This window comes from Pseudomonas sp. B21-017 (assembly GCF_024749245.1).
Classification (GTDB): Bacteria; Pseudomonadota; Gammaproteobacteria; order Pseudomonadales; family Pseudomonadaceae; genus Aquipseudomonas.
Genome location: NZ_CP087194.1, coordinates 946,127 through 972,844, shown reverse-complemented (window position 1 = coordinate 972,844; position 26,718 = coordinate 946,127). Strand labels below are relative to the sequence as shown.

Below are 26,718 nucleotides of genomic sequence, written 5' to 3'. Positions count from 1 at the left end.
TGTCTTCCTGTGATGATTGAAAACCCCGGGGATGGGGCGTCTGTCACTACAACCAGTCTTTCTCCCATTCACGCCAGGTTTCATGGTCCTGGCGGATTCTGTCGGCGCTCGGGTGCACCAGGAATACGGCACCCGGCGAGCTGTTGAGGTCGATGGTCGGCGTTTTTGGGCGACCTTCGGTAAAACGAAAGCGCGCGTTGTAAAAGCTCGGCAGAGCCTCCAGGCGCTTGCGTACATCGAGTTGGGCGAAGACGCCGCTATGGCGGGCGATCAGGTTTAGTCCGCGGGCGTGCTGCTGCAAGCGATAGCGCTTGGGAAACGATGCCAGTCGGGCCGGCTCCAGATAGCTGGTGCAGGTCAGCGCGACCTGGTCGTTGCCGGTAGCCGCTTGCAGCGCCGGTGGGTTGGCCAGCCCGGAAAGACGGGCACCGGTTTCCAGCAGGCGCGGGCCGCAAGCCGTGAGGATCACTTCGGTATGGGCCGGACCGTGGGTGATGGCCAAGGCATCGAGCACGCCTTCGACGTAATCGATCAGCCCATCAAGCTCCGGCGCATCGGCGGGCAGCAGGTCTTCACGGTCATAGATCTTGCGACCGTCGGCGCTCAACGTCTTGGTGCATTTCCAGACATCAGTGATCCAGTGCTCGCCCTGATGACTGACACTGTTGATAACGTACTCGTCGCCCTCCAGGTATTCCTGCAACAACAGCGCCCGGTTGCTGCGCATCATCAGGTTAGTAGCGCCGAGAATGCAGTCGATGGCCGCATGCAGTTGAGCGGCATCGTGACAGATGAACACATTATCGGAGCCCGCACTGTCCAGTGGCTTGACCACCACCGTCGATTCGCCACGAGCCTGGAACCAGGCCAGAGCCTCTGCGCTGGAGGCGGTACGCAGTTGCGCAGCCACCGGCAATCCGGCAGCAGCGACCTGTTCGGCCATCAGTGATTTGTCACGACGGACGGCAGAGTATTCGGGATCATTACCGGGCAGGCCGAGACGGGCGGCCAGCAAATCCGCCAATTCGACACCGAATTCGCTGCCGGTCAACACCGCCGCTGGCGCCTGGGCCGCGAGCTTTTCCAGCAACGGTTCAAGGCCTTCCTCGTGTACGCCGTAGTGCACGCGGAACAGTGTCTGCGGGCAACTCGCGGCAAAGGCCGGTGGCATGTCGTTGCGTGAACGCACATGCAGCAGTGGGCGATGCTCCGCCAAAGCCTGGGCCAGCAGAGCGCCTGTGGAATAGGCGTCGACCAGAATCAGCGGCGCCAAAGTGGAGTCAGTGCAAGGGTTGGTCATAACGGTTCACCGTGTAATGCAACATCTGGAACAATTCGGACGAGGTAATACCCGGTCCGATCGAAGAAAGACCGCAGCTCTGGGGCAGCGGCAGGCCACCGACATTGCCCCAACGCAAGGCACCGTGGTCGTCAATGCGGGTCGTGGCGCGGCCAGGGTTGTCGGGGTGCAGGCAGTAGGGAATGTCGAGCCGCCCACGGGCGAAAGCCTGGAGTAACGCGACGCCAATATCGGTGTGCAGGTCCAGCGTGCTTTCCACCAGTTGCCGTGCCTCGAACAACACTTCCTGGCGATAGCCTTCACTGACCGGGTCGATCTCCAGTGCGTCGCCCGCGGCGGCTTCGGCCGCCATTGCCAGGGCTTCGAGGTTGTCCTCGACCGATGGAATCTGCCGGGATTCGGCAACGGTCTTGACGATCAATCGCTCGCAGCCGGCAGCCTGGGTCAGGCGCGCACTGTCATAGATCAGGCGGCGAGCACCATGACCGGTGGAGGGAAAGACCCCCATGTAGGAATACACCACGACATGCCAATGGACGCCGTCCAGATAGTCGGCAGCCAGTTCGCGCAGGGCCTGCAAAGCTCCGAAATCCTGGGCCATGGACGTGCCTTGGGCGTAGCTTAACGAGACGCTGCGAATGCCCTGCTGGCGAAAGAACAAAGCCTCGAGCAAGGTCATCGCGATCAGCATTGACGGCGGGCACAGCTGACCCAGCAAACAACCGCCGAAGCTCTCGATATGACCATGGGCAGTGGCATCGGCCAGCAACTGACAACTTTGCGCCCAAGCCTCGACTGCCCGCGCCAGCGGCAAACGGCTGTAAGGCATGCAGTAGGACACCGGGCCGCCTTCGGTGGCGTCGAGTCCGAGGGCCGCCAACCGCTTGAAAACATGCTGCGGTTGGGCGGTGCCATGGCGGACCTGGATCGGGAACGACGGGCCGTAGAGCCCATCGAGCATGCCACGCACCGCTTCCAGCGGATGGCTGATGATCGGGAAACCGTTCAGTGGGCTGTCGCTGTTCAGGCACTGCAGCGCGCTCTGGTAATCACCGACCCGGGTGTAGCTGTCCAGGGTGATGGTTCCGATGGTGGCGCAGGGCAACCCGGCCACTGCGGCCAACCCGGCGCGCATCGGCGCCAGTCCGCCGAAGCCCATGCGTGGTTGCACCACCAGTTCGCGCCGTTCCCGGGCCTGCTCGATGAAGCGCTGGAAATGACCTCCTGTCATGTCCATCACTTAGCGCCCCGACACCAGTTCAACCACGTTTTCACCCGTGGCCGGGTCGAAACGGGTTATCCGGCCCTTATGCGGATCACCGGCGCGAACCCGGGCAATCAGGCTGCTGTCGCTATCGAAATCGATCTGTTGATGGGCGTACAGACTACGTAGCGCCGGCAACGGCAAGCCGCTGACCTGGTTCAGCCACAGGCTCAGAGCGCTGTCCTGGCGACTACCGGCCAGGACGCCGTGAAGGTCCTCCAGATCTGCCAGGCGCTCAGGGTGACAGGTCGTGATGAAGCTCGACAGCTCGCGGCCACGCTCGACGAAGGGCGCGAACTGCAGACAAGTCAGTTGTATCTCGTCGAGCCCGAACGCCTCGCTGGCGAAACGGTTCGCCAGCGCCCGACGAGCGTCCTTGCCTTCGGCCCCGGCGTAGGCCGACAGTGCCAGGTCGATCAGGCGCTGGGGCATTTCCTTTTTGCGCATCAAGCCCTGGGCCAGCTCCAGGTATTCGCTGATACCGTCATGGTAGTGACGACCCTGTACGTACTGCGCCTTGAGCCCGCGAAAGTGCGCCATCAGCATGGGGTTGGCGCAGTCTGATTCGGTGAAACTGAACGCCAGTTCTTCGAAGCGGAAATCGAGAAACTCGGTAATCAACTCCCAGTGGTCTTCCACCCGGTAGCTCACCAGGTCGTAGATGCTGATGAAGTCCGGGTCGGCGCTTTCGCTGCCGCTGGCCACCCGACGTTCAGCCCGCTGTTCGTCGAAGCCTTCACCGAACAGTTCGACGAAATACACCTGGGCCACACCATCAAGGGCCTGGAGCAGGCCGCGAAATCCCTGGCGCCGACACTCGTCGACGTTCAGCCCCAAACGTTGGGCCAGGCGCATGATCCAAGTGAAGTAATGCTTCTGTTCCTTGCGCGAATCACCCGTGACCACCGCGTCGACACCGCCTTGCCACCAGGCCGCACGCCCGTAGAAGTCGGCGACCGCCAGGTTGCAACTGTTACAGAACGTCGGGCGGCCGTCGCCAGCGGTACGATGGCCGTTCATCAGCACATCGAAGCGGTTCATCGCGCGCACCTGCTCGGGGAATGGCAAGTGACGTTCGAACGGGCGAATCTGCTGGTGATCGACCACCAGCATCTCGACCCGAGGATCGTCATACAGGTGCAGGGCCCGATAGACCCGGTCGATGTTCGCCATGACCGCATCCGGGACCCCGGCGTGACGCATATTGGCAATGCGCAAGAAGAAGGTGCGGCCATGCAGTACGTTCAGGTGCAGTTGCACGGCGCGGATCAGCGATACGGTGTAGGAACTGTCCTTGCCGCCGCCATAGGCCACCATCAGCTTGTAGTCCGCGAGCCCGTCAACACCGCCAGCGGCATCGACCAACCGTTCCCCCAGGGTGGCGACGGCACGTCGGTCCACCGCACTGAGGTAGCGATTCAACTCGCCGAGCAAGGGGGCGTCGGCCATTTCAGAGGTAATGGCAATGTTCATATCGGTTCGGCCTGGAAGTGAAAGTTCTTGATCGCGTGCTGGATGTCGCTCTCGATATCCATTTCGCTCGCGTCGGTGAAAATGAAGCGACCGCTGTGCAGGGCGTCGTAGCTGCCGCCGGCTTCAAGGATCTGTCCGGGCCGGGGCAGCAGTTCTCGCCAGAGCGAGTTCAGGTGCGGGCGCAGCGTTTGCGCCTCGATTACCCGGCATGGCAGTTGTGCCGGTTTGGGGACGACCAGCCAGCCACCGCTGGGATCCGCCTGGATCGTCGGCAAGGGCACGCGCTCACCGGCCAGGCCTTTGAGCCAATGCTCATAGAGGTTCACACCGAAGACTTTGTTGATCAGATGTGGCACTTCGGCGCCGCCCACCCGGGCTCCCACTTCAAGGAACACTAGCGAGCCATCCGCCTCGACGAATATCTCCAGGTGAAAGGCGCTGTTGCGCAGGTCCAATGCCCGCAGGCAGGACTCGCTGAAGACTTCGATCCGGGTGCGCAACTCCGAAGACTGGAGGATCACTGAACCCAGCGGTTTGGCGTTGGCGAAATCCAGGCAGCTGTTGATATAGCGCGACACCACCTGGAAAGGCACCCCGGCGCTGTCATCGGTGAAACCGTCGATGTGATAAGTCTGGCCCTGGATGAAGGCCTCGACTTCATAGCGCCCCAGGTCCACTTCGCTGAGTATCACGCGCAGGGCCTGGGCGTCCTCGACCTTGGCGACGCCGATGCTGGCGGCGCCATCCACCGGTTTGACGATCACTGGATAGCCGACAACATCGGCGAACTCCAGCGCCTGTTTCACGTCATTGCAGCGAATGAACGGTGGCACCGCCAGGCCGTGTTCCTGGAGGACTTCTTTCATTCGTGCCTTGTCGCGGTAAACCGCCACCTGCTCCAGGCCGTGACCAGGAATGTTCAGGGTCTGTCGTACCCACGCCGCGATCTCCAGAGTGAACTCCGACAGCGCGATCAATTGGTCCACGGGACCGACGCGATCGATGATTTCCTGAACGCCTGCCAACAACTGAGGGTACTGATTGACGTCATCGACCTGTACCAGATGGGCGATGTGCTCCCGGGGGGCCAGTACGCCCTCGGCGCCAAGGCCGTCGACCACATAGCTGATCCGATGTCGCTGATGATCGAAGAACTCTTCGTAGCGGGTCAGTTCATTGTCCCAGCGACTTGGGTCCTGGAAACGCGGCCAGCGATTGACGATAACGATATGCATCGATTCGATCCTGTGAAAAAAAGAGGGCTGGACTCAGGTCCAGCACGGTGCCGTGCCGGTACCCAGGACGAGCGCAGGTTTCGAGCGCTCAAGGGTGTTCAGGTAGTTTTCGAAGTTCTCGATGGCGTCGGGGCCGATGAACACCTCGTTGAAACCGGCGGCCAGCAGCTCCTGGCGAACCGCCCGCGTGTGGTCTTCCGAGGTGGTCAACTTGCCACCGATGACACAATGCAGATCCGGGTGCTGTTGACGCACCTGACGAATCAGCTCCAGCCCCTGGAAATGTCCATGGCCGTTGACGCTGCTGACCACCAACAATTGCGTGCGCCGCAGCTCAAGGGTGGCGAGAACCACCTCCACCGGGGTGCAACTGCCGAGGTTCTTGACGTTGAAACCGTGCTCCGCCAACCACAGCTGCAGATAAACCAGATTCCACATGTGCGAATCCGATTCGACGGTTGCAATCAGGCAGTCTTGCGATCCTTTCATTGCGTTGCCTCCATGGCTGAGGGGGGAAAGTCCAGGGCGGTGCGAAAGCGCCGGGTGGTCAGGTTGAACAGCAAGGCGCCGGGGATGGCGAGCAGCAGCGCGAGGGCCAGGATCAATGTCTGGACTCCGTACTCATGGCCGATACTGGCGGTCAGCAGGCCGCCCAATGGGTAGGACAGCAGGTTGACCAGGTAGAACGGGCCCATCACCTTGCCCAAGTGGTCGGCGGCAATCGCCTTGATACGCTGAGTCCGATTGAACACGTTGAACAAGGCACAGCCGGCCATCGCCAGGAGAAAACTGATGGCATAGAGCGCTACACCGCTGGCCGCGCCCATACAGATCAGGCCCAGGCAGAGCAAGGCAAAACCCCATGTACCGAGGCGGTAGATCGACATCCGCGCCAACAGCCGCGGCACCAGAATGAAATTGAGCAAGCCCAGTGCACCGGCCCCGGCGTTCATCAGGCCGAACACCCCGTCGGCGGCACCGAACACGCCACTGATGACAAAGGCATTGGCACTCAGAACGCAGGCAAAGGCCAGGTTGATGGTGAAATTGAGCAGCGCCAGGGATAAGACCGGCGGATTGTTCAATAACAGACTCCAGCCCAGGACCAGGTCCTTGCGGATGCTCTTCGGCGGGCTGGCCGACTGGGTATTGGGCAGGCCTTTCCAACACACACCCGCCGCGGCGAATGCCAGCGCCGCCAGCCCCAGAAGCAGGCGCTTGTCGGCGTACATCGCCAGCAGTGCCGCCAGCGCCGGGCCCAGCGCCATGGCCAGCAGCTCCATGTTCTGCACCAGGGACTGGCAGTGGGCCAGGCGTTCGGGGCCAGCGATCAGCGGTACGCTCTTTTCCACCGCCATACGCACCGGCGCCATCAGCAGCGAGAGCACGATGCCGTTGCCGATCAAGGCCCAGACCGTAAGCATTGGCGCATACCAGCAGACCCCGGCAGTCAACCCCAGGCTCACCGCTCGCGCGGTATTGGCGTGGCGAAACAGCAGACGCCCGCCGAAGCGGTCCGCCAGCAGTCCGGCAAACGGATAGGCCAGCAGTGCCGGTAGCCACTCCAGAGCGAACGCCACTCCGGAGTAACGGACATTGCCGGTGAGCTGGAAGATCATCAACGGTACTGCGAACAGCACCGTTTGTTCCGCCAACAGCGCGAACAGCAGGCCGGCACCGAAACGCCGCAGCCGGGCTGTGTCATGCATGCTGGCTTTCCAGTTCGGCCTCGAGCTTGCGCAGGCGTGGCAACACATGGCGACAGAAACCGCGCATTTCGTCACGAGTCGGCCAGCCGGAAAAGATGAACTCGCTGACCCCTACTTTCTTGTATTCCAGCAGATATTCGGCCACTTCCTGATAGCTGCCGACCACGCACAGCGCCGGGCCGCCACGGTAGGCCACGGCACCGGACCAGAGCATTGGCGAGAGCCAGTCATGTTCAGCCTTGTCGGCCAGACGGAACGAAGTCTTGACGGCTTCGGAGTCGCAACGCCCGACGAACTGACGAACCCATTCGCGATGCTGCTCATCCGGGTTTTCCATCATGCTTTCAACGGCCGACAGGGCTTGCGCACGGGTTTCCCGAGCCAGCACATGCATGCGAATCCCCACCGAACAACCCGCCTCGAGCACTGCCCGGCTGGCCTCGGCGATACCCTGCGGCGTGTCGCCGTAGCGTAACCAGCAATCGCTGTGTTTCACGGCGATCTGCTGGGCGATTTCCGAAGCGCCACTCAAATAGATGTGTGGACGTTCGTTGTCCTTGAAAGGCAGTCCCAATTGCGCTTGCTCGATACGGTAATGAGCGCCGTGATGGGTCAGGGGCGTTTCGCCTTTCCAGAAACGATGCAAAATCTCGAGGAATTCGCTGGTGCGTTCATAACGTCCATCGTGGGCCACGAAGTCGCCATAAAAGGCTTGTTCATCGGGGGAAATACCGGCGACCAGGTTCAATGCAATACGCTTGTCGGACATCCACGACACGGTATTGACGATCTGCGTGAACAACGTCGGCGGCAGCAGGCCGGGGCGATACGCCAGGATGAATTTGACTCGGCTGGTCTCTCGGACCAGGGCGCCGATCATTGGCAGCGGGTCAGGCATGTGGTAGCTGATACCCATCAGCAACGAGTCGATCCCCAACTCATCGGCTTCCTGAGCGAAGTCGACAATACCGGCAAAGTCCAGGGCACCAGTGTTGTATTTCTCGGAAGCCTTTTGTTGACCGCTGTCGAGCGGTGAGCACCAGTGGATACGCAACGCGGGCATGGTTTTTCTCCAGAGCAGCGCCTGCCGCCGCCTGAAAGCGGGGCAGCGCAAAAGTGACGGTGGGTCAGAACAGGAAGCTGGTACCGACGGTGCGGTCGAACAGCGCAACATCGCGGATGCGACGTTTGCCGCAGATAAACTTCAGCAGTCGCTCGATCCCCAGCCCGCCGCCGGCGCTCGGATGAAGCAGGCCGCGCTTGGCGACTTGGAGGTAATTGGCGAAGGGCGCAAGGTCCATCGACAACTCTTCCATGCGGTAGATGATCTGTTCGTACTCGAACTCTCGTTCGGCACCCGACAGGGCTTCGCCATAGCTGTCGGGATAGATCAGGTCGTAGTTGTTGTACTGGCCGCGCTTGCCGGGTGTTTCGCGATCATAGAATTCCCGGCGGTAGTTGGTGACGAAGAACGGCGTGTGGGCCTTGGCCGACATGATCTTCTCGAAGTCGTCGCCATACTCGGCGCGCAACTCGTCCGAGCTGTATATCGGAAAGTGCGTCTCGTAGTGCGGCAGCTGGCGATTGAGGTGGGCCAGCTGGGCCGAGCAGTGTTGCCTGACCTCGGCGAAGGTGTGCTTGATCAAGCCTTCGATCAGCACCATGACCTGGTGCATGTTGCCGCCACGTATTTCGAAGTCGAACTGGGAGAATTCCAGCAAGTGGTTCTCCGAATCCTTGATCTCGGCTTTTTCCAGACGAATGTTCGGCGCCACGATAAAGATCTTGTCATGACCTCTGGCGGTCAATGCCAGCTGTTTATGGAAGATCATGCTGGCGGTCAGTTTCAGGCGCCGCGTTTCGTATTGGAGTTCAGCGGGGTAGACCGCATGGTTCAAGGGGTCAGTGATGGGCGACATGAGAATGGGCATCAGCTGCTTGAAGTCGCGCTCCAGCAAATATTGTTGCAATGCCTGCAACACGCGACCGCGGATAATCGCGATCGCTTCAACGTCCGGGTGATTAAAATCGTCGAAATTACGCTGAATTTCTTCCATGTTGCGCTCAATATCCAGGGTTAGGAAGTGCCCGATTATTGGTTAAACACGCAAAAACTCAATGTACAGATTTGCCCTAAAAAGCAACCCAGATGCATTGTCTGGTTGTCCCGCCCGGTAATTGGATGGACCATTACCGGCTATGTACCTGATGGCTTCATTCGAACGACACTGCCTGTTCAAGGGCGTGGTTTCGAATGCTGTTTCAGTCGCGAGTTTTCATGAGTTCCTGTTTAGAGTCCCTTTATGACGGCCCACATTGATCCACAACCCGGTCGCTTTTCCCGGTCTGACTACAAGACCCTGGGCCTGGCGGCGCTGGGTGGTGCGCTGGAAATCTACGACTTCATCATCTTTGTGTTCTTCGCCCTGACCCTCAGCCAGTTGTTCTTTCCGCCAGAGATGCCTGAGTGGCTGCGCTTGCTGCAAAGTTTCGGAATTTTCGTCACCGGCTATCTGGCCCGTCCGCTGGGCGGCATCCTGATGGCGCATTTCGCAGACCGGGTGGGGCGCAAGCGGGTGTTCAGCCTGAGCATCCTGATGATGGCTTTGCCCTGCCTGTTGATCGGAATCATGCCGACCTACGAACAGATCGGTTACTGGGCGCCCTTGACGCTGCTTCTGTTGCGGGTGCTGCAAGGCGCCGCTGTGGGCGGCGAAGTGCCTAGCGCCTGGGTGTTCGTGGCCGAGCATGCCCCGGTCAGGCATCGTGGCTATGCCCTGGGTGTGCTGCAGGCCGGATTAACATTTGGCTATCTGCTGGGGGCACTGACCGCAACCCTCCTGGCGCGGCTCTATAGCCCCGCCGAGATACTCGACTTCGCCTGGCGCCTCCCCTTCCTGCTGGGTGGTGTATTCGGGGTGATCGGGGTCTGGCTGCGGCGCTGGCTGAGTGAAACCCCGGTGTTCATGGCCTTGCAGGCGCGACGTGAGTTGGATGCGGAGTTTCCATTACGGACAGTATTGCGCGATCACCGCAAATCCATCCTGCCGGCGATGCTTTTGACCTGTGTGTTGACATCGGCGGTGGTGGTGCTGGTGGTGATCACCCCGACTGTCATGCAGAAAAGCTTCGGCATGAGCGCCAGCCATACGTTCGCGCTGAGCAGCCTGGGCATTGTGTTCCTGAATATTGGCTGTGTACTGGCTGGATTACTGGTGGACCGGATCGGCGCCTGGCGCGCGGTGCTGGTTTATAGCCTGCTGCTGCCGGTGGGGACCGCGGTGCTTTACGCCAGCCTGATCAGTGGCGGCTACTGGATCAGCGTGGCCTATGCGCTGGCCGGCCTGACCTGCGGCGTAGTGGGTGCGGTGCCCTCGGTAATGGTGGGGTTGTTTCCGACCCGGATCCGGGTGTCCGGTATCTCCTTTACCTACAATATTGCCTACGCACTCTGGGCCAGTACCACACCGCTTCTGCTGATCGGACTGATGCCGTGGAGCCCTTGGGTCTGCGTAGGCTATTGCGTGGTCATGGGGGCCGTCGGGGCACTCATGGCGTTGTTCTTCGGCTTTCGCTCCTCGTCGGTGGCTGACGTTTCGGTGGTTCCAGGCGCCTGAGCCTGACCTTTTCGCGCCGCCGGTCGCGGCGCTTGCCCCTGAATACCAAAGGACGGCAATTGGCATGAGCTGCGTCAACGATTTGCATGATCTATCGGCGGTGCAACTGTTGGTGTTGTTCGCCAGCAAGGAACTGTCACCGCTGGAATACTACGACCATTTGCTGGCCCACATCGAGCGCTGGGAACCCCATCTTAATGCCTTGTACGCCTTTGACCCGCAACGGGTCCGGGAACAGGCGGCTGCCGCCAGCGAGCGCTGGAGCCGGGGCCAACCCCGTGGTCTGCTCGATGGTTTACCCGTGACACTCAAGGAGTTGATAGCGACGCAAGGCGACTGCATTCCCCTGGGCTGCGCCGCGACCGAGCTGATCCCGGCCACAGCCGACGCACCACCGGCGGCGCGGATGCGTGAGGCCGGAGCGATAGTCCTGGGCAAGACAACGGTTCCGGACTACGGGATGTTGTCGTCGGGGCTGTCGAGTTTCCACGGCGTAACACGCAATCCCTGGAACCTGGCGAACAATCCCGGAGGCTCCAGTGCCGGCGCGGCGGCGGCAGCAGCGGCCGGCTATGGGCCGCTGCATGTCGGCACCGACATCGGCGGGTCGGTCCGTTTGCCCGCAGCCTGGTGCGCCCTGGTGGGATTCAAGCCGACACTCGGGCGCATCCCCATCGACCCCTATTACACCGGCCGTTGTGCCGGCCCCATGACCCGCAGCATGGATGACTGTGCGCTGATGATGCGCTACCTGTCCCGCCCCGATGCGCGGGATGCTACCAGCCTGCTACCGGAACAAGGCGATTGGGCCCTGGGACAGTTGTCGGTCCAAGGGCTGAAAATCGGTCTGATGCTCGATCCCGGCTGTGGCATTCAACCAGACGAACAGGTGTGCTCGGCGGTTCGGGAAGCGGCTCGCCTATTCGAAAGCAGGGGCGCCCAGGTACGTCAGATCAAGCCACTGATGGACCGCGCCGTGCTCCAGGGCCTGGATCAATTCTGGCAGGCGCGACAGTGGAGTCAGTTGCAGGCCCTGAGCCCCGAACGGTTCGATCAGGTCTTGCCCTACATTCGCGACTGGGCGGCAGCGGCCGAGAACCTGAGCGCCGTGCAGGCGGTTGAGGGGTTCAACCAGACGTTCGAAATCCGGCGCCGGGCAGCCGAGGTCTTTCATAATGTCGACCTGGTGTTGTCGCCGACCAACCAGGTCAGCGCCTTTGCGGCTGAATGGGCCTCGCCCACCAATGACCCGCGCCTGCCGTTCGAGCACATCGTCTTCACTGTGCCGTGGAACATGGGCGAGCAGCCAGCCCTGTCAATCAACTGCGGCTTTACCGACCAAGGCATGCCGATCGGCCTGCAGATGATCGCTCCGCGCTTCGCAGACCAGTGGTTGCTTCGGCTCGGCAAGACCTATGAAAACTGGCGCGGCACGATTCGCCACTGGCCCAGCCCGCCGTCTCGCCTGTGGGAGCGTGGCTTGCCCGCGAAGAACGATAACGCGTAATCGCTGAAACACCGCGGTGCATTCTTCGCGGGCAAGCCTCGCTCCCACAGGATTTTTGTCGCTCAAATTTCTTCACTGACAGCATTAGCGACGTGCGCCTGATTTGTTCCTCTAGAGACTTATCGAAATGGATTTTCGTGTACTTCTGATGGCCAGCATTGCCGTCGGCAGCCCTTTGATTGTAACTGCGGATGAAACGCCGACCACTCAAGCCCAGGCCCCGGGTTTTGTCGACGGCAGCCATTTGGGGCTGAACTTGCGCCATTACTATGCCAACCAACACACCCGACGTTCTACCTACCTGGGGATCAAGAAAGAAGATGGCCTGGAGCGGACCCGCATCCGTGAAACCTGGGTGCAAACCGCGATGCTCAACTACAGCTCCGGATATACCCAAGGGGCGGTCGGCTTCGGGCTGGACGCTTCATTGTTCAGCGCCATCAACCTGGAGCGCGGACATGGGCGTGTCGCCAATGGTGGCGATCGGGTGCTGGTGGACAGCGATGGCGATGCGCTACCGACCTGGAGTCGTTTGGGTGTCGGTGATCTGCGGCTGCGTTTTTCCAGCACAGAAATCAAGGCCGGTCGCTTGCTCACCGACAACCCGATTCTGCGTTACAAGGACAATCGCGCCCTGCCCTCGAGCTTTCAGGGCGTAGGCCTGTTCAGCAACGAACTCGATTGGCTGTCATTGCAGGCCGGCAGCTTCGAACGGGCGATTCCACGTACCGGTACCGGCAGCGAAAAACTCACCACCACCTTCGGTAACCGGGCGTATTCGGGGTCGCGTATTTCCTACCTCGGAGGAATGGCCAAAACCCCTTACGGTCTGGACGTCAGCCTCTACACCTCACGCTTCGAGGACATGTGGCAGCAGACCTATCTGGGATTGACCCAGTTGAGCGGGGATCGGCGCGAGATTGCGCTCAAGACTGCACTGAATTACTACCACACCGAGGATCAGGGCGAGCAGCGCCTGGGCTACATCGACAATGACGCCTTCAGCCTGGCGTTCACCGCATCGCACCGGGCCCACAGCCTGACTCTGGCCTGGCAGCAGGTGTTTGGCGACGAGTATTTCGATTACGTCTGGGAGTCCACGGGCAATTACATGGCCAACTCGTTGTACTCGGACTACAACGGCCCGAACGAGAAGTCCTGGCAACTGCGCTACGACCTGGATCTGGCGTCTTTAGGGGTACCGGGCCTGACGACCAGTCTGTGGCACGCAAAAGGCTGGGACATCGACGGCACCCATTACAACGGCGACCGTAACGGGCGCAATACCGGTTACAACGTGCGGGGTCTGGACAATGCCAAACACGACGAAAACGGTTTAATGGTGGCGTACGTGGTGCAATCCGGAGCACTGAAAAACGCGGTGTTTCGCACCATTGTCTACAACCATCGGGCCACGGGCGGGCAGATCGACGGTAGCTACGACGAGGTCCGCCTGGTGGCGAATCTGCCGATGTGGATTTTTTGAGGCGGGCTTTTTGGGCCGAACAGAATCATCGGCCCCACTTGCGAAACATTGTGGAAGCTTAGCGAGCTCGCCGGTCCCCACAGTGGAGGGATGTTGGTTCAGACTTTTTTGGTTCTTGGCAGAAAGATCGCCAACACCCCAAACAGCGGCAAGAACGAACACAGGAAGTACACATACTCGATGCCGCGAATATCCGCCAAATGCCCGAGCAACGCCGCACCAATCCCACCGAAACCGAACATGAGGCCGAAGAACACTCCGGCAATCATCCCGACATTTCCCGGCACCAGTTCTTGCGCATACACCACGATGGCCGAGAACGCCGAGGCCAGAATGAAACCGATCACCACACTCAACACACTGGTCCAGAACAGGTCCACATGGGGCAGCAGCAGCGTGAACGGCGCCACACCGAGGATCGAGAACCAGATCACTGCCTTGCGCCCGATCCTGTCGCCGATCGGCCCGCCGAAGAAGGTCCCTGCCGCTACCGCACCGAGAAACAGGAACAGATGCAGCTGCGAGCTGGCCACCGACAGGTCAAATTTCTCGATCAGGTAGAACGTGAAGTAACTGGTGAGACTGGCCATGTAGAAATACTTGGAGAACACCAGCAACCCCAGTACCACCAACGCACTGATCACCCGGCCTTTTGATAAACCGTGCGTCGCTGCCTGACCTTGTTTGAGTTTGAACAGGTTCAAGTGATTGGCGTACCAGCGGCTGATCCGGTACAGCACGAACAACGCAAACAGTGCGAACACGCCGAACCAGGCCACATTGCCCTGACCATAGGGAATGATGATCGCCGCCGCCAACAACGGCCCGAAGGCCGAGCCCGCATTACCGCCGACCTGAAACGTCGATTGCGCCAGGCCGAAGCGCCCGCCCGAGGCCAGTCGCGCGACGCGTGAAGCTTCCGGGTGAAAAGTCGACGAGCCGATGCCGATCAACCCTGCTGCCAGCAAAATCATCGGAAAGCTACCGACCACCGACATCATCAGAATGCCGATCAATGTGCAGACAGTGCCGGCCGGCAACAGCCAGGGCTTGGGATGGCGATCCGTGTGGTAACCCACCCACGGCTGCAACAACGAGGCCGTCAATTGAAAGGTCAGGGTAATCAGGCCGACTTGGGTGAAGGTCAGGCCATAGTTGGCCTTGAGCATCGGATAGATCGACGGCAGCACCGCCTGAATCAGGTCGTTGATCAAGTGCGCCAGCGCCACCGCGCCGATGATGCGCATGACCAGCGGACTGCTTTGTGAAGGAGCGGGCGTCGATGTCGCGGCGGACTGAGCGTTGCTGATGGCCATGAGAGTTTCCGTACTGCGGATGGGTGCGCACAGGCAGGTCGGTCAATGTGCCATTTTTCGGTGCAGTCGCGCCATCCCCTTAGCTTGCTAACGACCTCAAAAAAGGTGATAGCGCAAAGCCATGGTCTGAATCTTGCCTTGCTTATCCGCTTCAACGCGGCCCCTTACAAAGGGGACCGAGAATGGGAAGTTTCGCTACAGAGTCGGCCTACAGAGCGGACCAAGGTGAACTTTCGAGGCCTTTTAGAAGGACATCAGTCGCGGTCGCCATGGCCTCGACGCACGCCAATGGTGCGTGGTGTCCAGAGGAGTCATGGGGCATGCAGGCTTTTTTATCACCGGGGATCGGGCTGCTGGGGCGTTTCGGCTTCGCGCGCAAATTTCAGCTGCTGTTTCTGCTGTTTATCCTGCCGCTGGCAGGCAGCTTGTGGATGATCGGCCAGGACTATCGTGACAAGTTGAGCCTGATCGCCGGCGAACGCGCCGGGGTCCGGCAATTGATTGCCCTGGATGCGCTCGACAACTTGCTCGCCGCCCAGCGTGACCGCGCCGCGCGCTGGCGCGCCACCGAAACCAATCGCCAGCCGACACCTGCAACTATCGCGGCGATGGCAGCGTTCGACACGGTTCAGCCGGCCGTGGCCCAAGCGATCACAGACTTGGGCAATGCCCTGAACACCGAAGGCGCCGAGGGCGAGACCCTCACCCGCTATCAAGCCTTGCAAAGCGCCCTCACCGGCCTGGATTCGAAAAGCCTGAGCAGCGTTGGATGGTGGCCGGACGGCTATGATCGCTTCACCAATGCCTTGAGCGCCCTGCAAGCCTTGCGCGAACAAATCGCCATGGACAATCGCCTGACCCTCGCGCCATGGCTGGAAACTTATCTGCTGACGCAGATCTCCACTCAACACGCACCGGACCTGATCGAACGGGTCGGTCGCCTCGCCGCGGTTGGTCAAGCTTCGGTGGTGTCCGGGCAGTTCACTCTGCAAAGCCGCCTGCAATTGCGCGACTTGCGCAGCCGCATCGGCGATGCTCGGGAACAGCTGGTGAAAACTGGTAGCCTGCTGGAAGCCCGCTTGCCCAGCGCCCTGCAAACCTGGGCCGGGCAGTACCATGACAGCCTCAAGCAGCTGGATGCCGGCTTGAAAGTGCTGGACGACGGCGTCTTCGGTGGCAGCATCAACCTCAAGCCCGAAGACTTCGAACGCAGTCTCGACGCCCTCCTCGGTAACCTTGCCTCGCTGCGCCAGCAATCGTTGGTTTCTCTGGATCAACGGCTGGATTATTACCACGGCTCGGCCATCCGCCAGTTCATCCTGGTGGCGACAATTTTTGGCTGCCTGCTGCTGGCCGCGCTGTACCTGTTCATCTGTCTACAGGCCTCGATCCGTCGCAGCGCCAGCGGCATCACACTGCTGGCCGAAGCACTGCGCGACGGAAACCTGAGCCTGCAAGTGCCGGTACATGGCCGCGACGAACTGGCGGCGATCAGCACCTCGCTTAACGTCGCGGTGGTACAACTGCGCAACAGTTTGCTGGGGGTCGATCACGAAACCCTGCAGTTAAGCAACGCGGTGCGCACCCTCAACGATCACTCCAGGGGTGCCCTTGGCGAAGTCGAAGCCCAGCAGTTGCAGATCAGCCAGATCGCCGCAGCGGCCACGCAATTGGCCGCGACCTCCCAAGGGGTCGCCCAGAGTTGCGAACAGGCGTCTGGCAGCGCTCAGCATACCCAGCGCATCGCCGCCGATAGCAGCCGTGACAGCCAGCGTACGACAGCGAGTATTCAGCAACTCAATCAGCGGTTGAATGACACGGCGGCGGCACTGGGTCGGGTCAGCGAGCAAGGGCAGCAGATTCAATTGGTGGTCGATACCATTCGCGGCGTGGCCGAGCAGACCAACCTGCTGGCCCTCAACGCCGCCATCGAGGCCGCACGGGCTGGCGAGCAAGGTCGCGGCTTTGCCGTGGTGGCCGATGAAGTGCGCAGCCTGTCGCAACGCACCCAGTCCTCCACCGCGCAGATCGCCGGCACCGTCGACAGCCTGCGCAGCACCGTGAACGAAGCGGTAAGCCTGATGGAAGCCGCCTGCGACCAGGCGCAATCGGATGCGCAAGCCGTCACCGGTCTCGGCGAACGCCTGGGGGAAATCGCCAGCGCGGTGCAAAGCGTCACCGACACCCTGGCGCAAATCGCCACCGCCGTCGAAGAGCAAGCGAGCACCGCCGATGAAGTCAGCGGCAACATCCAGCAAGTCGATCAGGCGGCGGTACGCTTGCTCGAAGGTGCGCGGGCGGTGAACCTCGCCGCGGACACCTTGAGTCAGGGCAGCAAGGCCTTGAGTGCGAATACCGGGAGATTTCAGCTCGGTTGATGCCCTCCCCTGACCCGTTTTTTCGGGTCAGCGGGATAAGCGGTTGAAAGTGTGGAGAAATATTTTAGATTTACGCTTGACGCATCGTCGTTCCAGGTGAATAATGCGCGCCACTTGGCTACATAGCTCAGTTGGTTAGAGCATAGCATTCATAATGCTGGGGTCCGGGGTTCAAGTCCCTGTGTAGCCACCAAGTACTAAAAACGGCTTACCGAAAGGTAGGCCGTTTTTTTATGCCTCGAGAAAAGTGGCGGGCGCCCCCTGATTTGCGTAGCACTCCTTCGACCGATAAAGTCCCTGGACCTTTTATCCCATGGACGGAGTGCCTCGCGTGTTCTCAGCCTTCCACTTGAACCGCTATCGCCTGTCAGCCTTTTCGCTGATCGCCACCGCTTTAACCCTCGCCGCGTGTAACGCCCCGCCCTCTTCGCCTTCGATCTCGACCTTGCCGGCCGCGCCGGAAATCACCTCTGGTTATCGCACCGACCTGCAGACGCGGCACGCCTCCAGGCACATGGCCGCGGCCGCCAACCCGTTGGCGGCCGAAGCCGGACGGGAGATGCTACGCGAGGGTGGCTCGGCGATTGATGCGGCCATTGCCATGCAGGCGGTGTTGACGCTGGTCGAGCCGCAATCGTCGGGTATCGGCGGTGGTGCGTTGATTGTGCTGTGGGATGGCAAGGCCGTACGCACCTACGACGGTCGCGAAACCGCACCGGCTGGCGCCACCGAGAAACTGTTCCTGCAAGCCGACGGCAAACCGATGCCTTTCACTCAGGCGCAGATCGGCGGGCGCTCGGTGGGTACACCGGGCGTGTTGCGGGCGCTGGAGCTGGCCCATCAAAAGCACGGTCGCCTGCCGTGGGCGAGGCTGTTCGAGCCCGCCATCAAACTCGCCGAGCAAGGTTTCGCCATCTCGCCACGACTGCATCAGTTGATCGCGGCCGACGCGTTTATCCAGCGCTCACCGGACATGGCCGCCTACTTTCTGACTGCCGATGGTCACCCGAAAGCCGTCGGTACACAGCTGAAAAACCCGGCACTCGCCGCAGTGTTCAAGCGCATCGCCAAGGAAGGTCCCGACGCGCTGTACACAGGGCCGATCGCAAAAGAGATCGTCGCCAAGGTTCAGGGCCATACCAACCCCGGCAGCCTGTCGCTGAGCGATCTCCAGGGCTACAAGGCCAAGGAACGCGCGCCGCTGTGCACCGACTACAAACGCTGGAAAGTGTGCGGCATGCCGCCGCCGTCATCGGGCGGAATCGCCGTGGCGCAAATCCTCGGCACCTTGCAGGCCCTGGAAACCCGCGACCCACGCTTTGCCCTGGCACCACTCAAACCGGTCAAGACCAGCAAACCAGCGGGCATAGAGCCAGCCCCTGAAGCCGTGCACCTGATCGCCGAAGCCGAACGCCTGGCTTATGCCGATCGTGCGCAGTACGTTGCCGACACCGACTTCGTACCCGTACCGGTCAAAGGGCTGGTCGACCCGACTTACCTGGCCAGCCGCGCCGCCTTGATAGGTGATCGCAGCATGGGCCAGGCCAAACCCGGCACCCCGCCGGGCATTCAGGTCGCCTACGCGCCGGACCGCTCGCCGCTGCGCATCTCCACCTCGCAGGTGGTGGCAGTCGATGACGAGGGCGATGCCGTGTCCATGACCACCACCGTGGAAGCGGCATTCGGCTCACACTTGATGGTCCAGGGTTTTCTGCTCAACAACCAGATGACCGACTTTTCGTTCATCCCCGAAGAGCAAGGGCAAAAAGTCGCCAACCGCGTCGAACCCGGCAAACGCCCGCGCTCGTCCATGGCACCAACGCTGATCTTCGACCGCCAGAGCGGCGAGTTCCTGGCCACCGTCGGCTCCCCTGGCGGCTCGCAGATCATCGAGTACGTGGCCAAATCCACCATTGGCCTGCTCGACTGGAACCTCGACCCACAGGCCGCCATTAACCTGCCCAATTTCGGCAGCCGCAACGGCCCGACCGAACTGGAACAGAATCAGTTCAGCCCGGCACTGATTCAGGCACTGAAGGACAAAGGGCACAGCGTGGGCGAGATCGACATGACCAGCGGGACGCAGGCGATTGTTCGGGTCAAGGATGCGCAGGGGAAAGCCGCGTTGGCCGGCGGGGCCGATCCACGGCGTGAGGGGGAAGCGTTGGGGGATTGAGTCTTACGCAGGAATGAGGAAAGGCTTACCGGGAGGTAGGCCTTTTTGAGGAATACCCGCGCCGGATAGATAGCATCAAGTCGATAATTGGTTGGCAAACTGCCCGACTGCGTTCACCACTTTCTGCGCACCGTCCTGGATCTCGACGATCACCGTGCCCGCCTCCGCCGCCAGCGCCAGACCTTGTTCAGCCTGCAGTTTGCCGTCAGTCATGAGCGCCACGGCGTTGCGCGCCATGTCCTGGTTCTGACGCACGACGCCGACAATTTCATCGGTCGCCTGACTGGTGCGCGAGGCTAATTGCCGGACTTCGTCCGCCACCACGGCAAACCCACGTCCCTGTTCACCGGCACGAGCCGCTTCGATGGCCGCGTTGAGCGCCAGCAGGTTGGTCTGCTCGGCGATGCCGCTGATGGTTTTGACGATGGTGCCGATCACCAGCGATTGCTCGTTCAGTGCTTCGATACCTTCGCCAGCGGTTTGCATGTGTTTGGCCAGGTCACGCATCACGTCTACAGCTTGGGTCACCACGGCAGTTCCGCGCTGTGCACTCTGGTCGGTTTGCTGAGAAGTGCTGTAGGCAATGTTGGCCGCCTCGGCGACAGCCTGCTCCTGATTGACCTGATCGGTAATCACCGTGGCGAACTTCACCACTTTGTAGAGTTTGTTGTTGGCATCGAGCACCGGGTTGTAGGAAGCCTCCAGCCAGACCACGCGACCGTGGCTATCGACACGCTTGAAACGATCAGCGACGAACTCGCCAGCGTTCAGACGGCGCCAGAAGTTCTGATACTCAGCGCTGTTGTATTCCTCTGGCTCACAGAAGATGCGGTGATGTTTACCCTGGATCTGCGCCAGACTGTAACCCATGCCACTGAGGAAACGCTCGTTGGCCATCAGCACGTTGCCATTGAGGTCGAACTCGATCACTGCCGTCGAACGCACCAGCGCGCCAATCAGGTTTTCATGCTCACGGGACGCCTCGATGGTACGGGTCAGGTCGCTGGAGTAAATCGAGAAGTTCTTGATACGGCCGTCCGAGGAGCGCACCGGCTGCATGATCGAACGCAACCAGGCTTCGGCACCGTTGCCGCGTAGCAAACGGACCGCGCCGGCAAAGTGCTCGCCACGGGTCAGCGCGGCCTTGAAACGGTTATGGAATTCATCCGATTTCACATGGACCGGAACAAGGTCTTCGATGTGCCGGCCGATCAGATCATTGCTTTTGTAGAGCATCTCACTGACGAAGTTTTGGTTGACCGATTGAATTCGCCCATCGGAGTCAAGAGTCAGGACCAGCATCTCGCTTTCCAGACTCTCCTTGACTTGCAGAAGGCTGGAGAGTTCTTCGCGAAGAGCCGACAGCTCCTGCTTCAAGCGTTTATTGAACATGGGAAGCACCGATGGACAGAGATAAAAAGCGGCTTACAGCCTAGCCATCGGCTTTGCAGGTATTTTCTGAAGAGTGTTGCAGGGTTGTCCTACAAAAATAGTCGCGGCACAAACAGCCTCATGCCGCGCCAGCCACCGAACAGCCCCCGACTCGCGGCATTCGCGCACCGAAATACACCGCGCTGCTGATGCCCACGGCCCCCATCACCGCGCAGAAGATCACACAAATCCACGGACTCCATGGCATCAGACCGATCAACAGCAGCGGTGTGACACTCGCCCAGGCGGCGTAGGCAATGTTGTAGGTGAAGGAAATCCACCGTGCGCAGCGGCAGTTCGACAGCGGCCTCGCGCTGGGCCTGCATCGCCATGAACACCGGGGTTTCGCTGAGCCAGCGGCGCAGCCAGACACCGATCACGCCAAACACACCGCCCAGCAGAAACGGGTAACGCCAGGCGTAATCGAGGATTTGCGCCGAGGTGAACGCCTGAGCCAGAAAAGTCGCCGTCAAGGCGCCGATCAGGTAACCGAAGGTCAGCCCCGCTTGCAGGAAACCGAGGGCATAACCGCGATGTCCGACCGGCGCGTGCTCAGCGACGAACACCCAGGCACTCGGCACCTCACCACCCACCGCCGCGCCTTGCAGGACCTTCAGGGCCAACAGCAACAGTGGTGCGAAATAGCCGATCTGGGCGTAGGTCGGCATGATCCCGATCAGCAAGCACGGCAACGCCATCATCAGAATGCTCAGGCTGAACACCTTCTTGCGTCCCAACCGGTCAGCGAAATGCGCCATCAGGATCCCGCCCAACGGACGCGCGAGGTAGCCCGTGACGAAGATCCCGAAGCTTTGCAGCAGACGCAGCCACTCGGGCATTTCCGGCGGGAAGAACAGCTGGCTGAGGGTCAGCGCGAAGAATACGAAAATAATGAAGTCGTAGATTTCCAGCGCACCGCCCAAGGCTGCAAGCCCCAGGGTCTTGTAGTCCGAGCAAGTGAAGGGCGCCGGGCGCGCATTGATGTTGGCAGTCATGTAAAAGAACTCTGGCAGGCAAAAAACCAAGGCGCCCACGGTCTACGCAAATGCGCTTGTGGACAACCCGTTAGACCATAGTCCCAAACGCCCCAAACAGCGTCCCCGCAACGGGCCGATTGATTTACTGTTGGCACCGACCGGATGGGCCATTGCGCCCTGAACCCCACAATAAACATAAAAACGAGGTACTCCCGTGGCCGCTGATATCGAAGATAGCCGCTATGCGCGCTTTGCCCTGCATTGTTCAAACTTTGCCGAACGCTGGTTTCCCGACTCCTGGGTATTCGCCGCGCTGGCAGTGATCATCGTCGCTGTGGCGACCATAGCCATGGGCGCCAAACCCACCGACGCCGCCATGGCCTTCGGTGACGGTTTCTGGAGCCTGATTCCGTTCACCATGCAGATGGCATTCGTGGTGATCGGCGGTTACGTGGTCGCCAGTTCGCCACCGGCGGTGAAACTGATCGATCGCCTGGCACGGGTCCCGAAAAACGGCCGTTCCGCCGTGGCCTGGGTGGCGCTGATTTCCATGGTCGCGTCGTTGCTGAACTGGGGGCTGTCACTGGTATTCGGCGGGCTGCTGGTACGTGCCCTCGCCCGCCGTACCGATCTGAAAATGGATTACCGAGCCGCCGGTGCCGCCGCCTATCTTGGTCTGGGCGCGGTCTGGGCCTTGGGTCTGTCGTCGTCCGCGGCACAATTGCAAGCCAACCCCGCCAGTTTGCCGCCATCGATTCTGTCGATCACGGGCGTCATTCCCTTCACTCAAACGATCTTTCTCTGGCAGTCGGGTGTGCTGTTGCTGGCACTGACCGTGGTCTCACTAATCGTTGCCTACGCCACCGCGCCCGGCCCCGCGACAGCCCGTGACGCCAAAGCCTGCGGTATCGATCCGGGTTTCAGTCTGCCGGCGCCAGCACCGCGTACCCGCCCTGGTGAATGGCTGGAATACAGCCCGCTGCTGACGATTCTGCTGGCATTGCTGGCGGCCGGATGGCTGTTCCATGAGTTTGCGACCAAACCGGCGATCAGCGCGATTTCCGGACTGAACACCTACAACTTCCTGTTCCTGATGCTCGGCGCGCTGCTGCACTGGCGCCCGCGCAGCTTCCTCGATGCGGTGGCCCGTGCGGTGCCGACCACCACCGGTGTGCTGATCCAGTTCCCGCTGTACGGCTCGATCGCCGCCCTGATGACGGTGGTCAAGGGCACCGACGGACAATCATTGGCCCACCACATCTCGACCTTTTTCGTACAAATTGCGTCCCACGACACCTACGCCCTGTTGATGGGCGTGTACTCGGCTATCCTCGGTTTCTTCATCCCGTCCGGTGGTGGCAAATGGATCATTGAAGCGCCGTATGTCATGCAAGTGGCCAACGACCTGAACTATCACCTGGGCTGGGCCGTGCAGATCTACAACGCCGCCGAAGCCCTGCCGAACCTGATCAACCCGTTCTACATGCTGCCGCTACTGGGCGTGCTCGGGTTAAAGGCCCGGGATCTGATCGGGTTTTCGTTCGTGCAGTTGCTGGTGCACACGCCACTGGTGCTGTTTCTGCTGTGGGCGCTAGGGACGACGCTTACGTATATGGCGCCGGTGATGCCTTGACGCCGACCTTCAATCCACCACCAATCCAGTGTGGAAGCGGGCTGCTTCCACACTGGCGACTTATTGTTTTCACAAACGTAACCCCTCTGTCACACCTCGCTGCTAGCGTCCCGCCGAAACATATTGAAATAACTTAGCAAGACGGAACTCGCCATGAACGATGAAGAAAACCGCAACGACGCCTCTTCCCCGCAAACAGATACGCCCACCGACACCAGTCGCCGCCGCTTCCTGGGTGGCGTGGCGGTACTCGGTGTCGGCGCGACCCTCAGCGCTTGTGGCAGTCATGGCGATGAGTCGGATAAACCGCTCGAACGCCTGCTTTCACCTGTCGAATTGGACAAAGCCCTACGCGACCAGGTGAAAACCGTAGTGGTGATCTACGCCGAGAACCGTAGTTTCAATAACCTGTTCGGCGACTTCCCTGGCGTCGAGAAACCGCTCTCGGGCCTCAAGCCCGTCGAATATCAGCAGCGCGATCGCGATGGCAGCCTGTTGCAGACCCTGCCGCCAGTCTGGGGCGGCGTGCTGCAGATCGGCCCGCAAACCCTCGATGGCGTGACTTACCCCAGCGCAACCCAGTTCCAGGAACACCTGCCTAACGCGCCCTTTGCCCTCAAAGGTCCGAACGCAGAAGACTTGCCGTTCGGTCTGGTGACGCGCGACCTGTGGCATGCGTTCTATCAGAACCAGATGCAGATCAACGGTGGCAAAAATGACGGCTTTGTCGCCTGGGGCGACTCCGGTGGCCTGCCCATGGGGCATTACGCCCAGAGTCGATATTCCCTGCGGTTGTGGGACGTTGCCCAAGAATTTGTGCTCTGCGATAACTTTTTCCAGGGGGCTTTCGGCGGCTCGTTTCTCAACCATCAATACCTGATCAGCGCCACCGCGCCGTTCTATCCGGACGCCGTCAACTCGGTGGCCAAGACACAAATCGCCACGCTGCAAAGCGATGATCCGGCCGATCCACGCCTCAAGCCCCTGGAACAATCCCCAGCCAGCGCCATGACCGGCCCACCCCAATTCGGCCCCAGCGCGCTGACGCCGGACGGCTATGGGGTCAACACGCTCGCTCCGCCGTACTGGCCGACCTGGATTCGCGACCCGGAGCGTCCTGCGTACGCCAAACCAGACCTGCCGAACGTCATGGTCCCCCAGACCCACGAGCACATAGGCGACAAGCTCTCGAAGAAAAACATCGACTGGGCCTGGTATGCCGGAGGTTGGCAGGCGACGCTGGATCAGTACAAGGACTCTGGCGGTATCCCGAAAATCCCGAACTTCCAGTACCACCACCAACCGTTCAACTACTTCAAGCGGCAGGGGCCGGAAAACCCGCTGGAGCGCGGTAAACGTCTACGGGATGCGGGGCTGGGCGATGAATCGAATACCAACAAGTTCTTTGCCGATGCCGAGGCGGGCAAGCTGCCGGCGGTGAGTTTCTATAAACCCCAGGGCAACCTGAACATGCACGCCGGTTACGCCGATGTAGCGTCCGGCGACCGGCACATCGTCCGCGCCCTGAAAGTGCTGCGGGAAAGCCCGCAGTGGAAAAACATGGTGGTCGTGGTCACGGTCGATGAGAACGGCGGTTGGTGGGATCACGTCGCACCGCCCAAGGGCGACCGCTGGGGGCCGGGCTCGCGGGTACCGACGCTGGTAGTTTCGCCGTTTGCGCGCAAGGGCATGGTGGATCACACGGTCTATGACACTGGCTCGATTCTGCGGTTGATCACCCGGGTGTTTCAGCTTGAAAAGCTCGATGGCCTCAGGCAGCGGGACGATGCAATGATTGCCCGTGGCCAGAAACCCATGGGCGATTTGAGCAATACACTGCACTTTGCCTGATGAAAAAGGGGCTCTGACTGGCGCTCTTTTCACTTGTGTACTAGACCGTTCGACACAACTAGTTCCAGTATGTACCCGCCCCACCTCCGAGGGCTCACGCTGAAAAGGATCTGAGCATGTTCAAACTCGCAGGATTCACCCTCGCCGCGCTCACCCTGAGCGCCGCCGCTCACGCCGATGTCGATCTGAATCTGGGCAGTACCGAGCGCGTTACCCGGCTGTTCGCCTACCCCAACAACTGTAATGTCATCTGCTTCCGCAACTGGACACTGGAGCAGACCGTCGAGCATTACCTGACCCAAAGCGTACAGCGCGATGGCTACAAGACCGCAAAAGTGCTGGTCAAAACCGAAAACAAGCAGCTTCACGCCCATATCAGCGGTGTGCCCAAAGGCTATGACAAGCCACTGACCGCACTGCTCAATGCTGGGGATTTGGCCTACAACGGTGCCAACAAGCTGAGTGCCGATGGCAAATGGACCTATAACTGGTACCTGTTCCTGCCGCTGGGCATGGCGCTGGAAAACCGCAAAAGCGTCGAACTGCTGCACTTCCCGCCAGATTATTCCCTGACCCAGGCCCAGGACTATCTGGAGTCCAAGACCACCGACCGCTGGGCCGCGCTGCTGACCGCCAACAACATTCCCGCCGACCAGACGCCGGCCTATCAGACCATCATCGACATCGCGCCGATTGCCGCGCCGTCCACCGCCGGCAAGGATCTGGAAGGCGTCTACAACTACTTCACGGACTACCAGACCACCATGGTCAAGGAAGTCAGCCAGAATGCCAAAGGTGCAGCATTGCCAATGGTCGCCTTTGGTTCACCGGTGCGTAACTGGATCAAGCAACAATACGGGCAGACCGTAGAAATATTGGGCCTGGCAACCATCAGCCCGAGCAAGGGGGTGACGGTACCCGTACTGGGTTCCAACCACCCGAGCTACATCTGGTACGCCGCCGACCCCGAAGCCTATAGCGGCGACGATGCTCAGGCCAAGGCCGACGCCGCGGGGCTGAAAGTCATGGGGCAGGATTTGAGTGCCGCGTGCTGGCAAGCCGGAATGGGCAGCAAACCGGGCACTGACCCTACCGCTCAGCTGAAAAGCTGCACTCAGACCTGGCAAGTGACCCAGAAAGAAAAAACCTGCGAACTGTTCTACACCTCGATTCGCAACCTGACGCCTGAGCAAGCGGTGGCCAAATGCTCGACAGCGCCGGTCAAATCCGAGCTGAAACAGCTGCAGACCCCGGCCCTTGTGACCTCCGCATCTGCCCCACACTTGTAAAACGAAGGAAGTCTTTCCCGCGTGAGCCATGGCTGACGCGGGAAAGAGCTTTTCTCGACTGTCATATCTGACAGTA

At 60.6% G+C, this 26,718-nt stretch carries 17 protein-coding genes, 1 tRNA gene and 3 pseudogenes; 9 read left to right on the top strand and 12 right to left on the bottom strand.

Annotated elements, in window-relative coordinates:
- Positions 1-46: 46 nt before the first annotated feature.
- The 8 genes from LOY28_RS04190 to LOY28_RS04155 form a co-directional block, all read right to left on the bottom strand.
- Positions 47-1,300, bottom strand: coding sequence for an ATP-grasp domain-containing protein (locus LOY28_RS04190; RefSeq protein WP_258613125.1), 1,254 nt, complete (start codon positions 1,298-1,300; stop codon positions 47-49).
- Entirely contained in the window at positions 1,281-2,537 is a 1,257-nt protein-coding gene (locus LOY28_RS04185; protein WP_018929556.1) for a hypothetical protein, read from the bottom strand. Before LOY28_RS04185 ends, LOY28_RS04190 begins: the two co-directional genes overlap by 20 nt.
- A gap of 3 nt (positions 2,538-2,540) precedes the next feature.
- Positions 2,541-4,037 carry a hypothetical protein gene (locus LOY28_RS04180; RefSeq protein ID WP_064616175.1) on the bottom strand — a complete coding sequence of 499 codons (1,497 nt, stop codon included), beginning with the start codon at positions 4,035-4,037 and terminating at the stop codon, positions 2,541-2,543.
- Positions 4,034-5,272: an acetyl-CoA carboxylase biotin carboxylase subunit family protein gene (locus tag LOY28_RS04175; protein WP_064616174.1), complete on the bottom strand. Its 1,239-nt coding sequence runs from the start codon at positions 5,270-5,272 to the stop codon at positions 4,034-4,036. Before LOY28_RS04175 ends, LOY28_RS04180 begins: the two co-directional genes overlap by 4 nt.
- Before the next feature lie 33 nt (positions 5,273-5,305).
- Positions 5,306-5,761, bottom strand: coding sequence for a cobalamin B12-binding domain-containing protein (locus LOY28_RS04170; RefSeq protein ID WP_018929553.1), 456 nt, complete (start codon positions 5,759-5,761; stop codon positions 5,306-5,308).
- Positions 5,758-6,981: an MFS transporter gene (locus LOY28_RS04165; RefSeq protein ID WP_064616173.1), complete on the bottom strand. Its 1,224-nt coding sequence runs from the start codon at positions 6,979-6,981 to the stop codon at positions 5,758-5,760. The genes LOY28_RS04170 and LOY28_RS04165 overlap by 4 nt, the downstream gene beginning before the upstream one ends.
- Positions 6,974-8,044: an LLM class flavin-dependent oxidoreductase gene (locus LOY28_RS04160; RefSeq protein WP_018929551.1), complete on the bottom strand. Its 1,071-nt coding sequence runs from the start codon at positions 8,042-8,044 to the stop codon at positions 6,974-6,976. The genes LOY28_RS04165 and LOY28_RS04160 overlap by 8 nt, the downstream gene beginning before the upstream one ends.
- A 64-nt stretch (positions 8,045-8,108) precedes the next feature.
- Positions 8,109-9,038 (bottom strand): asparagine synthetase A, encoded by a 930-nt coding sequence (locus LOY28_RS04155; RefSeq protein ID WP_258613124.1) that lies wholly within the window; start codon positions 9,036-9,038, stop codon positions 8,109-8,111.
- Positions 9,039-9,284: 246 nt separating this feature from the next.
- Here LOY28_RS04155 and LOY28_RS04150 point away from each other — a divergent pair, with 246 nt between their 5' ends.
- From LOY28_RS04150 to LOY28_RS04140, 3 genes are all read left to right on the top strand, one after another.
- On the top strand, positions 9,285-10,598 hold the full coding sequence (locus tag LOY28_RS04150; protein ID WP_258613123.1) for an MFS transporter: 1,314 nt from the start codon (positions 9,285-9,287) through the stop codon (positions 10,596-10,598).
- A 64-nt stretch (positions 10,599-10,662) separates the two neighbouring features.
- Entirely contained in the window at positions 10,663-12,105 is a 1,443-nt protein-coding gene (locus tag LOY28_RS04145; protein ID WP_086946014.1) for an amidase, read from the top strand.
- A 148-nt stretch (positions 12,106-12,253) separates the two neighbouring features.
- Positions 12,254-13,591 carry an OprD family outer membrane porin gene (locus tag LOY28_RS04140; RefSeq protein WP_408981046.1) on the top strand — a complete coding sequence of 446 codons (1,338 nt, stop codon included), beginning with the start codon at positions 12,254-12,256 and terminating at the stop codon, positions 13,589-13,591.
- A 98-nt stretch (positions 13,592-13,689) separates the two neighbouring features.
- Here LOY28_RS04140 and LOY28_RS04135 read toward each other — a convergent pair whose 3' ends face one another.
- Positions 13,690-14,907 (bottom strand): MFS transporter, encoded by a 1,218-nt coding sequence (locus LOY28_RS04135; protein ID WP_064616169.1) that lies wholly within the window; start codon positions 14,905-14,907, stop codon positions 13,690-13,692.
- A 320-nt stretch (positions 14,908-15,227) separates the two neighbouring features.
- Between LOY28_RS04135 and LOY28_RS04130 the strand changes: the two genes are divergently transcribed.
- From LOY28_RS04130 to ggt, 3 genes are all read left to right on the top strand, one after another.
- Complete coding sequence (locus tag LOY28_RS04130) at positions 15,228-17,285, top strand: methyl-accepting chemotaxis protein (RefSeq protein WP_258613121.1); 2,058 nt, start codon at positions 15,228-15,230, stop codon at positions 17,283-17,285.
- Positions 17,286-17,401: 116 nt separating this feature from the next.
- A tRNA-Met gene (locus LOY28_RS04125) sits at positions 17,402-17,478 on the top strand.
- A gap of 138 nt (positions 17,479-17,616) precedes the next feature.
- The gene (gene ggt / locus LOY28_RS04120) at positions 17,617-19,461 is read left to right on the top strand and encodes a gamma-glutamyltransferase (protein WP_258613120.1); all 1,845 of its coding nucleotides are present in this window, start codon (positions 17,617-17,619) and stop codon (positions 19,459-19,461) included.
- A 75-nt stretch (positions 19,462-19,536) separates the two neighbouring features.
- Here ggt and LOY28_RS30030 read toward each other — a convergent pair.
- From LOY28_RS30030 to LOY28_RS04110, 3 pseudogenes are all read right to left on the bottom strand, one after another.
- Positions 19,537-19,974: pseudogene (locus tag LOY28_RS30030) on the bottom strand (methyl-accepting chemotaxis protein); the annotation flags it as partial.
- Positions 19,975-20,076: 102 nt separating this feature from the next.
- Positions 20,077-20,763 (bottom strand): annotated as a pseudogene (locus tag LOY28_RS30025) (PAS domain-containing protein); the annotation flags it as partial.
- A gap of 208 nt (positions 20,764-20,971) precedes the next feature.
- Positions 20,972-21,887: pseudogene (locus tag LOY28_RS04110) on the bottom strand (MFS transporter).
- Positions 21,888-22,083: 196 nt separating this feature from the next.
- Here LOY28_RS04110 and LOY28_RS04105 point away from each other — a divergent pair.
- The 3 genes from LOY28_RS04105 (at position 22,084) to LOY28_RS04095 (ending at position 26,642) form a co-directional block, all read left to right on the top strand.
- Complete coding sequence (locus LOY28_RS04105; RefSeq protein ID WP_018929542.1) at positions 22,084-23,502, top strand: short-chain fatty acid transporter; 1,419 nt, start codon at positions 22,084-22,086, stop codon at positions 23,500-23,502.
- Between the two features lie 153 nt (positions 23,503-23,655).
- The gene (locus LOY28_RS04100; protein ID WP_258613119.1) at positions 23,656-25,353 is read left to right on the top strand and encodes an acid phosphatase; all 1,698 of its coding nucleotides are present in this window, start codon (positions 23,656-23,658) and stop codon (positions 25,351-25,353) included.
- Between the two features lie 116 nt (positions 25,354-25,469).
- Entirely contained in the window at positions 25,470-26,642 is a 1,173-nt protein-coding gene (locus LOY28_RS04095; protein WP_258613118.1) for a hypothetical protein, read from the top strand.
- The last annotated feature ends 76 nt before the right edge of the window (positions 26,643-26,718 follow it).

What these genes read in the sequence shown, in the direction of transcription:
- LOY28_RS04135 (WP_064616169.1), bottom strand. Translation starts at nt 14,907, where the DNA reads ATGGCCATCAGCAACGCTCAGTCCGCCGCGACATCGACGCCCGCTCCT.
- LOY28_RS04160 (WP_018929551.1), bottom strand. Translation starts at nt 8,044, where the DNA reads ATGCCCGCGTTGCGTATCCACTGGTGCTCACCGCTCGACAGCGGTCAA.
- LOY28_RS04190 (WP_258613125.1), bottom strand. Translation starts at nt 1,300, where the DNA reads ATGACCAACCCTTGCACTGACTCCACTTTGGCGCCGCTGATTCTGGTC.
- LOY28_RS04175 (WP_064616174.1), bottom strand. Translation starts at nt 5,272, where the DNA reads ATGCATATCGTTATCGTCAATCGCTGGCCGCGTTTCCAGGACCCAAGT.
- LOY28_RS04140 (WP_408981046.1), top strand. Translation starts at nt 12,254, where the DNA reads ATGGCCAGCATTGCCGTCGGCAGCCCTTTGATTGTAACTGCGGATGAA.
- LOY28_RS04185 (WP_018929556.1), bottom strand. Translation starts at nt 2,537, where the DNA reads ATGGACATGACAGGAGGTCATTTCCAGCGCTTCATCGAGCAGGCCCGG.
- LOY28_RS04170 (WP_018929553.1), bottom strand. Translation starts at nt 5,761, where the DNA reads ATGAAAGGATCGCAAGACTGCCTGATTGCAACCGTCGAATCGGATTCG.
- LOY28_RS04095 (WP_258613118.1), top strand. Translation starts at nt 25,470, where the DNA reads ATGTTCAAACTCGCAGGATTCACCCTCGCCGCGCTCACCCTGAGCGCC.
- LOY28_RS04130 (WP_258613121.1), top strand. Translation starts at nt 15,228, where the DNA reads ATGCAGGCTTTTTTATCACCGGGGATCGGGCTGCTGGGGCGTTTCGGC.
- LOY28_RS04145 (WP_086946014.1), top strand. Translation starts at nt 10,663, where the DNA reads ATGAGCTGCGTCAACGATTTGCATGATCTATCGGCGGTGCAACTGTTG.
- LOY28_RS04150 (WP_258613123.1), top strand. Translation starts at nt 9,285, where the DNA reads ATGACGGCCCACATTGATCCACAACCCGGTCGCTTTTCCCGGTCTGAC.
- LOY28_RS04100 (WP_258613119.1), top strand. Translation starts at nt 23,656, where the DNA reads ATGAACGATGAAGAAAACCGCAACGACGCCTCTTCCCCGCAAACAGAT.
- LOY28_RS04155 (WP_258613124.1), bottom strand. Translation starts at nt 9,038, where the DNA reads ATGGAAGAAATTCAGCGTAATTTCGACGATTTTAATCACCCGGACGTT.
- LOY28_RS04165 (WP_064616173.1), bottom strand. Translation starts at nt 6,981, where the DNA reads ATGCATGACACAGCCCGGCTGCGGCGTTTCGGTGCCGGCCTGCTGTTC.
- LOY28_RS04180 (WP_064616175.1), bottom strand. Translation starts at nt 4,037, where the DNA reads ATGAACATTGCCATTACCTCTGAAATGGCCGACGCCCCCTTGCTCGGC.